Source organism: Lutibaculum baratangense AMV1 (assembly GCF_000496075.1).
Lineage (GTDB): Bacteria > Pseudomonadota > Alphaproteobacteria > Rhizobiales > Tepidamorphaceae > Lutibaculum > Lutibaculum baratangense.
In genome coordinates this window covers 151,253-159,545 of the sequence record NZ_AWXZ01000015.1, presented here as the reverse complement: position 1 = coordinate 159,545, position 8,293 = coordinate 151,253, and the positions used below count along the sequence as shown (strand labels likewise).

At 67.7% G+C, this 8,293-nt stretch carries 6 protein-coding genes; 2 read left to right on the top strand and 4 right to left on the bottom strand.

The window, feature by feature from the left end; genetic code table 11:
- The first annotated feature begins 563 nt into the window (after positions 1-563).
- Positions 564-2,513 (top strand): M23 family metallopeptidase, encoded by a 1,950-nt coding sequence (locus N177_RS04850; protein ID WP_040485147.1) that lies wholly within the window; start codon positions 564-566, stop codon positions 2,511-2,513.
- Positions 2,513-3,502 (top strand): nucleoside hydrolase, encoded by a 990-nt coding sequence (locus N177_RS04845; protein ID WP_023431129.1) that lies wholly within the window; start codon positions 2,513-2,515, stop codon positions 3,500-3,502. The genes N177_RS04850 and N177_RS04845 overlap by 1 nt, the downstream gene beginning before the upstream one ends.
- On the opposite strand, the gene N177_RS04840 is transcribed toward N177_RS04845, so the two are convergent.
- From N177_RS04840 to thiC, 4 genes are all read right to left on the bottom strand, one after another.
- Positions 3,495-4,046, bottom strand: a complete 552-nt coding sequence (locus N177_RS04840; protein ID WP_023431128.1) for a universal stress protein — start codon at positions 4,044-4,046, stop codon at positions 3,495-3,497. The two genes, N177_RS04845 and N177_RS04840, sit on opposite strands and share 8 nt — an antisense overlap.
- Positions 4,047-4,158: 112 nt before the next feature.
- The gene (locus tag N177_RS04835; RefSeq protein ID WP_023431127.1) at positions 4,159-4,938 is read right to left on the bottom strand and encodes a succinate dehydrogenase iron-sulfur subunit; all 780 of its coding nucleotides are present in this window, start codon (positions 4,936-4,938) and stop codon (positions 4,159-4,161) included.
- A 164-nt stretch (positions 4,939-5,102) separates the two neighbouring features.
- Positions 5,103-6,227, bottom strand: coding sequence for an App1 family protein (locus N177_RS04830; protein ID WP_040485146.1), 1,125 nt, complete (start codon positions 6,225-6,227; stop codon positions 5,103-5,105).
- 174 nt (positions 6,228-6,401) lie between these two features.
- A complete protein-coding gene (gene thiC / locus N177_RS04825; protein ID WP_023431125.1) occupies positions 6,402-8,240 on the bottom strand; it encodes a phosphomethylpyrimidine synthase ThiC in 1,839 nt (612 codons plus the stop codon).
- Positions 8,241-8,293 lie beyond the last annotated feature (53 nt).

The window sequence follows — 8,293 nt, the reverse complement described above, 5'->3', positions numbered from 1 at the left end:
AATCACGCAGCAAAACCTCCCACCCTCAGGCAATGCCCAAGGCGCAATCCGCAATCCCCAAAGCCGAAACCCCAGGGCCCTGCCGCAATCGCGATATCTTGTAAAGACCAAATCGGCAAACATCCAGGGCCGAAACCCCGGAAGGAGCAGAGCGCCCGTCGCCGTCGGTGATGCGTATATAGATCCGTGCCCCTTTCGCCGTCAACGCCCTTTCGCGATCGGCGTCGCATTTTTTTCATCCTCCGCCCCTCTCGCCTAGAGGGGCAAGGATTCCGGCTCGTGAGAAAGTGCCTCAAGCCTCACAGGCGCCATATTGGGCGGCACAATGCCGGTCGTCGCCGGAGCGCGCTTCGCACCGGTGGCGGCGCCCCGCGGACACGCCGCGGCGCCTTTGCAAGTTGACAGGGTCGGGGCGTGGACGCATCGTCCCTCCACTCCTGTGCAGAGCGTCATGGCCTGCTTCGCGTGGGCCGGCGTTCAGGCCTTCATGGCCCGCCGCCGGCGGTCCAAACGATAACCGTCCCGTCCGCCAGGACAGGCAGAAGGAGAAGCTGGCAGCGCCCATGGCAACCGTAGACCTCGGCAGGGAGCCGCCGCTCGGTTTGACCCGGTCCGCGCAGGACCAGCTGCCGGATCGCCATTTCCTCAATCTTCGCTGGCTGGCCTGCACGTGCCTGACCGGGCTCGCTGGCGGCACACTGATCGCGGGAGCGCTGTTCATCGCCGCCGACCGGCAGGCCCAGTTCGCGGAAGCCCCGCGAATGGCGGTCGGCCAGGCCGAGGCCGCGTTCCAGCGCCCCTCGGCCTTCGGCTCCGGCAAGACAGACAGGCTCGTCGTCCTGCCACGCCGAGCCGCGAGCCGGCAGGTCATCCAGGAGTCCTCGACGCGCAGCGTCGGCGGGAAGGAGTTCGTCAACGTCAGGTCCTACATCCGGGCCGGCGGCAACCTCGCTCTCAATCGCGGCGACCACGCCGAGCGCGCCCCGAAATTCGACCCCGTGAGGATCTACGCCGAGGTCGGCGCCTTCAGTGCCGGCAAGGCGGACGACGCGCCGGCGACGAAGCAGGACGACCCGGGCGACGAGAACGTCGCCGTCGCCTTCAGCGACCTCTCGGCTTCGCTCGCGCAGTTCGACGAGGCGGACCTGCTCAGCCCGGAGGAAGTGTCGGAGACGGTCCGCGAAACGGCCGCCTTCCTGCCGGAAGGGACGGCCTTCGCGGTTCCGATGATTTTTCCCGTCGGCACGGGCACCGCCGGCTGGGCCACCGCCGCCGCAAGCCTCGGTCCGGCCGCAGCGGGTGACCTCGTCTCGAGCTTCGGGGCCAACGTCACGACGATCGCGAAGAGCGGCGCGTCCCTCCCGGAGGAGGCGACCGACGAGATGAGCGTGACGCTCAATGCGGGCGACACGCTGAGGTCGGTGCTCCTTGCGCACGGGGCGACCGAGGACGAGGCGGACGAGATCCTCGCCGCGCTCGGCCGGGGAGGCCAGGCGCCTTCGCTGCGGCCGGGGGAAGAGGTGCGACTGACGATCGCACAGGCCGGAGAGTCGGAGCGACACCGGCCGGTCCGGGTCAGCCTCCCCTCGGAGCGCGGGCACCCTCTCACGGTGGCCCTGGCAGGAAACGGGTTCCAGCGCATGGCGAACGTGATCGCGCCCGCGATGCTTCGGCCTTCGCAAGGCGCTTCCGCCCGGCAGGGTCCCCGCGCCAACGTCTACGACGCGCTGTGGGAAACCGGCGCGGAGCTCGAGATCCCCGAACCGCTCGTTTCCGAGCTCATCCACATCTTCGCCTTCGACGTCGACTTCCAGCGCACGACGAGCCCTGGCGACACGATCGAGGTTTTCTTCACGGATACCGACGAAGACGGCGAGCAGGCCCAGCCCGAGATCCTCTTCGCCTCGATCACGACACGCGGCGAGACCCACCGCTTCTACCGCTACCGCACGCCCGACGACGGCGAGATGGACTATTACGACCCGACAGGAAAGAGCGCGCGGAAGTTCCTTCTGCGCAAGCCGGCTCCCAACACGGTCTTCACCTCCGGCTTCGGCATGCGGCGCCATCCCATCCTCGGATACTCCCGCATGCACACCGGCGTCGACTGGGCGGCGCGTACGGGCACGCCGATCATCGCGGCAGGCAACGGCAAGGTCGTGCAGGCCGGGTGGAGCTCCGGCTACGGACAGCGTGTCGAGATCCAGCATGCCAACGGCTATCTTTCGACGTATAGCCACATGTCGGCGATCTCCGTGAAGGAGGGACAGTCCGTCCACCAGGGCCAGCTCATCGGCAAGATCGGCTCGACCGGCCGCTCGACGGGACCGCACCTGCACTACGAGGTGAAGGTCAACGGGCGGTTCGTGGACCCGATGCGCATCAGACTGCCGCGCGGTCGCGTGCTCGACGGTCGCGTCCTCGCGGGCTTCGAGAAGGAGAAGGCCCGCATCGAGGCGCTGATGAACCGGTCGCCCGCCTCGACCAGGGTCGCGTCCGCCGGCGGAGCCTAATGCTCTCAAGATCCGACGCCGCGGAGCCCGTTCCCTCCGAGAAGAAGCCGCCGCTCCTCATCATCGACAGCGACGGCGGCGTCGACGACATGCTGGCCTTGACGATGGCGGCCAGCCTCTGCCGCGACCGCCTCGCCGCCCTCACCGCGGTCTTCGGCAATGTCGGCGTCGCCCAGGCAGCCTCCAACATCGCCTACTCCCTGAGGCTCGCCGGGATCTCCCCCCTGCCCCCCATCGCGCTGGGTGCCGCATCTGGGTCCTGCGGCTTCTCGCGCGGGGCACAGGATGTCCACGGCGAAGACGGTCTCGGCGGCGCCAGACGGGTGTTCGCCGGCGAGGATCCGCCGGAGTTCCCTACGCTCGACACGGTGGTCGAGCGTCTCCTTCCCATGCACGGACGGCACGCTCGCTTCGAGATCCTGGCGATCGGCCCCGCGAGCAACGCTCCGCGCCTCGTGGAGCTCCTCGGGCCGAGCCGGATCGTGCGGATCGTGACGATGGGAGGCTCGCTCCTCGACCGGGGCAACATCACCGAGGTGGCCGAGTTCAACGCCCACGCCGACCCCGAGGCCCTGCGATCCGTTCTGGCCGGCACGGTGCCGGTGACGCTCGTCCCGCTCGACATCTGCCGGAAGGTCGTCTTGTCCCGGGCGGCGATCGAGGCCTTGCCGCCAGGCCCGGACGGGCGGCTGGAGCCGCTGAAAGCTGCGTTGAGGGCGTACGCCGCCGGCTATCGACGGTGGGAAGGCATAGAGGGGTGCTTCCCGCACGATGCGATCGCGCTGCTCGTTCTCCTCCGCCCTGACCGCTTTCACATCGTCCGCTGCGATGTCGATGTGGACCTGACGCCGGAGCGGTACGGCATGACGCGGGCGATGCGCATGGACGACGGCGGAAGGCACGGCGTCGCCTTCGGCGGCGACCTGAAATGGGTGCGCGGCATGATCGAGCGAGGTTGGCTCCGCGACGCGGCGGGTTCCGCTACCTGAAGAGCATCACCGGGATCCGGCAGGAGCGCACCATCTCGGTCGTCGTGGAGCCGATGACGAGGCTGCGGATGCGCGAGTGGCCGTAGGCGCCCATGACGAGGAGGCCGATCCTCTCGTTCTCCACCGCCTGCGCGATGACCGTGTCGGCCTGCCCCGGCACGATGTCGGCGTCGACCGCGTAGCCGGCGCCTTCGAGCACCCGCCGGGCGTCGTCGAGGCGCTTCGTGTTCTCCGCCGTCTCGTTGCCGACGGTGAGCAGCCGGCACTTCAGCCCCTGAAAAAGAGGGCTCCGCGCCACGTGATCGAGGGCCTTCATGCTGGAGACGCCACCGTCATAGGCGATCAGGAAGCGCTCGACGGGAGCGAAGGCGCGGGAGGCGACGAATATCGGCTTCTTCGACGAGCGCACGATCCGCTTGAGGTTCGAGCCGAGATGCCCCTTGGCGAAATCGGCCGCCTCGCCTCGTTTCCTGACGATTACCATGTCGGCCCCGGCCTCGAGCTCGGCCACCGTCTCGACGATGTCGCCGATCCGCAGGTTCATGCCGGCCCCAAGGCGCCGCTGCAGTGCAATACGACGCCCCGGGGACCGCCGCGGAACGACAAAGCCGGACGCGGTGGCCGCGTCCGGCTTCAAGAGACGCGGCGGCAGCCCGTCAGGTGCGGCGGGCGACCATCATTTCCTTGATCTCGGCAATGGCTTTGGCCGGATTCAGTCCCTTGGGGCAGGTCTGGGCGCAGTTCATGATCGTGTGGCAGCGGTAGAGGCGGAAGGGGTCCTCGAGCTTGTCGAGCCGCTCGTCCGTCGCCTCGTCACGGGAATCCACGAGCCAGCGCCGCGCCTGCAGCAACGCGGCGGGCCCGAGATAGCGCTCGGAGTTCCACCAGTAGGACGGGCAGGCCGTGGAGCAGCAGGCACAGAGGATGCACTCGTAGAGGCCGTCGAGCTTCTCGCGGTCCTCATGGCTCTGACGCCATTCCCGTTCCGGCTCCGGCGTCTTCGTCTGGAGCCAGGGCTCGATGAAGGCTTGCTGGGCGTAGAACATCGTGAGGTCGGGCACGAGATCCTTGACCACCGCCATGTGCGGCAGGGGGTAGACCTTCACCGGCCCTTCGATCTCGTCCATGCCCTTCGTGCATGCGAGCGTGTTCATGCCGTCGATGTTCATCGCGCAGGACCCGCACACGCCCTCCCGGCAGGAGCGGCGGAGCGTCAGGGTCGGGTCGACCGTGTTCTTGATCCAGAGAAGAGCGTCGAGCACCATCGGCCCGCAATCCTCGACATCGACCTCGAACGTGTCGATACGGGGGTTCTGGCCGTCGTCGGGGTTCCAGCGATAGACGCGGAACTCGCGGGTCTTCTTGGCGCCTTCCGGTTTCGGCCAGGACTTGCCCTTGGTGATCTTGGAGTTCTTCGGGAGGGTGAGCTGAACCATCGCTTTCCCTGGGGCTAAGGGGCATGCCGCATCCGCGAAGCGGCGCGTGCATCCGCGAGAAACTCTTGTTCCCGCACTCTTTCGCATGCCGCAGGGTCCGTGTCACCCCCGGCGCGCGGGCGGCAGCGAGGTTGCATGGCTGGTACGCGCGGCGCGACGCCGGCTCAGGCGGCCTCGTCGCGCTTCACGTCGCGCCGGACCGTCTCGAGATGCTCTTCACCGAGCCAGCCGCGCTCCGCGGCATGTTCGGCCGCGACCCACAGGTCGTCGCCGCAGGCCGTGTCCACGCCGAGCCCGCGCGCTTCCTCCAGCGCCTCCTCGACGAGCGCATGGTGGCGACCGCCCTTGATCTCGCGGATGTAGATCGCGGCGATCCGGCCGGGATGGGCCTTGGCGATGTCGCGGTAGATGAAGGCGTCGCGCTGGCCGGAATCGCCGATGAGGATGAAGCGGAGGGCGGGATAGGCTGCGAGGATGGTCTCGATCATCTCGCTCTTGTGACCGTGGTGCCCGCCCGTCAGCCAGCGCGTCTGCGTCAGACCGAAATCCTTCAGCAGCATCGGCCCGTGCGGGATGCCCCGGAGATGCAGAAAGCGCTCGAAGAGGTCGAACAGGTTCCACGGGCTCGAGGAGACGTAGAAGACGGGGTTGCGTTCGCCCGGTCCCACGAGGCCGCGATAGAAGGCCGCGAGGCCGGGGAAGGCGACGCGGGTTTGGGCCGAATTGGCGATGACGGTGCGCCAGTGCCTGACGAGGTTCGTCGCCCCCGTCTCCACGATCGTGTCGTCGATGTCGGAGATGATGCCGAAGGAGGCATCACGCCCGGGTGTGCGCACCATGGCCCGGGCGAGGTGAGGCCTCGTTCCCCGGACGGGGCTGTCGAGAAGCTCGACCTCGACCGCCTGCCACGCCCTGCCGGTGTCGTGCGCGCCGCCGGGCTCGATCGTCGTCTCGAAGTACCCCTCCTCGTCCGTCGTCACCTCGCCGCTCCGCTCCCCGAAGCGCCATGCGAGACGGGCGTCAGGCACCTCGTCGGTCTCGTAGCGCTTGTAGGTGAGCCAGAGGTTTTGCCTCAGCGAGTGCTCCGCCGCCTCCTGCGAGATGCCGGGATCCTCGAGCACCCGCCCCTTGAGCCAGTAGCGGGTCGCGTCGCCGAAGCCGCGATAGGGAATGACGATCGGCGGCTCGACGAGGCCGAGCCGGTTCTTGACGGCGAAGCGCGTGCGATCCCAGACGCCCTCCGCCCGGCTCAACGGTCCTCGCGCGTGCCTGTGGAACGCGATGCGCATGCGGCCTCCCCGGCTTGAACTTGTGTGACGTCAACGTTGAGGCGGGAGGAACGTTCGGTAGCTCGCGCCTCGCCCTGGCGCTGCGGCGTCGCCCCGGCGCTGCGGCGTCGCCGCGGCCGCGCACATGGCCCCCAAGGCTGTCCGCGATCCTCTCGCGGACAGCCTTCGCGTCGTCTACTTCACCTCGCGGACAGGCATGTAGATGTCTCCGCCCTCTCGGTAACGCTGGGCCATGTCGGCCATGCCCCTCTGCGCCCGCGCCTCCTCGCGAATGTCGTGGCTGATCTTCATGGAGCAGAACTTCGGGCCGCACATGGAGCAGAAATGGGCGACCTTGTGTGCCTCCTTCGGCAACGTCTCGTCGTGGAAGCTGCGCGCCGTTTCGGGGTCGAGCGAAAGGTTGAACTGATCCTCCCAGCGGAACTCGAAGCGCGCGCGGCTCAGCGCATCGTCGCGGATCTTCGCCGCAGGATGCCCCTTGGCCAGGTCGGCGGTATGCGCTGCGATCTTGTACGTGATGACGCCCGTCTTCACGTCGTCGCGGTCGGGAAGGCCGAGATGTTCCTTTGGCGTCACGTAGCAGAGCATGGCCGTTCCGAACCAGCCGATCATCGCAGCGCCGATGCCTGACGTGATGTGGTCGTATCCCGGCGCGATGTCCGTGGTGAGGGGGCCGAGCGTGTAGAAGGGCGCTTCGCCACAGACGGCGAGCTGCTTGTCCATGTTCTCCTTGATCTTGTGCATCGGCACATGGCCGGGGCCCTCGATCATCACTTGGCAGTCGTGGGCCCATGCAATCTGCGTGAGCTCGCCAAGCGTCCCGAGCTCGGCGAATTGCGCCGCGTCGTTGGCATCAGAGATAGAGCCGGGGCGCAGCCCGTCGCCGAGCGAGAAGGACACGTCGTAGGCCCTGCAGATCTCGCAGATCTCGGCAAAATGCTCGTAGAGGAAGCTCTCGCGATGATGGTGCAGGCACCACTTGGCCATGATCGAGCCGCCGCGCGACACGATGCCGGTGACGCGGTCCACCGTCAGCGGAATATGCGCGAGCCGCACGCCGGCATGGATCGTGAAATAGTCGACCCCCTGCTCGGCCTGCTCGATTAGCGTGTCGCGGTAGATCTCCCACGTCAGATCCTCGGCGACGCCGCCGACCTTCTCCAATGCCTGGTAGAGCGGCACCGTCCCGATCGGCACCGGCGAGTTGCGCAGGATCCAGTCGCGAATGTTGTGGATATTGCGCCCGGTCGAGAGGTCCATCACCGTGTCGGCGCCCCAGCGGATCGCCCAGACCATCTTGTCGACCTCCTCGGCCATCGAGGATGTCACCGCCGAGTTACCGATATTGGCGTTGATCTTCACGAGGAAGCTACGCCCGATCACCATCGGTTCGGCTTCGGGATGATTGATGTTGGCCGGGATGATCGCGCGGCCCCGCGCCACCTCCTCGCGTACGAACTCGGGCGTCACGAAATCCGGGATGGCGGCGCCGAAGCTCTCGCCGTCGCGCTGGAAGCCTTCCGGTGCCGCCTGGCGACCGAGGTTCTCGCGGATCGCGACATATTCCATCTCGGGTGTCACGATGCCGGCGCGCGCATAGGCGAGCTGCGTCACCGCCTTGCCGCCCGCCGCGCGCAGAGGTCGGCGCGGGACGGGAAACGGCGGTGTCAGCTTCTCCCCCGACACGAACCCGTTGTCCGCAGGCAGGACCGTACGCCCCTCATAGGTCTCCACATCGCCGCGAGCCTCGACCCAGGCGCGGCGAAAGGCAGGAAGACCGCGGTCGATCGCGATCTCCGCCTTCATATCCGTGTAAGGGCCGGAGGAGTCGTACACCGTCACCGGCGGCTCGCCGGCGCTCGGATGCACCGAGATCCGACGCATCGGCACGGCGATCTCCGGATGGATCGCGCCGGAAACGTAGACCTTCTCGGAGGCCGGCAGCGGCCCCGTCGTCACGGCCGGAGTGGCTTGGGGAGGAGTGGCTTGGGGAATGGAACGTGCAGGCGACATGAGGCTCCCTCGCTCTCGCGCATGGAAACCCAGTTCCGAAACGAAGGCGGGGA

Bases quoted from the DNA above. Each gene is read 5' to 3' on its own strand.
- thiC (WP_023431125.1), bottom strand. From the start codon at position 8,240: ATGTCGCCTGCACGTTCCATTCCCCAAGCCACTCCTCCCCAAGCCACT.
- N177_RS04845 (WP_023431129.1), top strand. From the start codon at position 2,513: ATGCTCTCAAGATCCGACGCCGCGGAGCCCGTTCCCTCCGAGAAGAAG.
- N177_RS04850 (WP_040485147.1), top strand. From the start codon at position 564: ATGGCAACCGTAGACCTCGGCAGGGAGCCGCCGCTCGGTTTGACCCGG.
- N177_RS04835 (WP_023431127.1), bottom strand. From the start codon at position 4,938: ATGGTTCAGCTCACCCTCCCGAAGAACTCCAAGATCACCAAGGGCAAG.
- N177_RS04840 (WP_023431128.1), bottom strand. From the start codon at position 4,046: ATGAACCTGCGGATCGGCGACATCGTCGAGACGGTGGCCGAGCTCGAG.
- N177_RS04830 (WP_040485146.1), bottom strand. From the start codon at position 6,227: ATGCGCATCGCGTTCCACAGGCACGCGCGAGGACCGTTGAGCCGGGCG.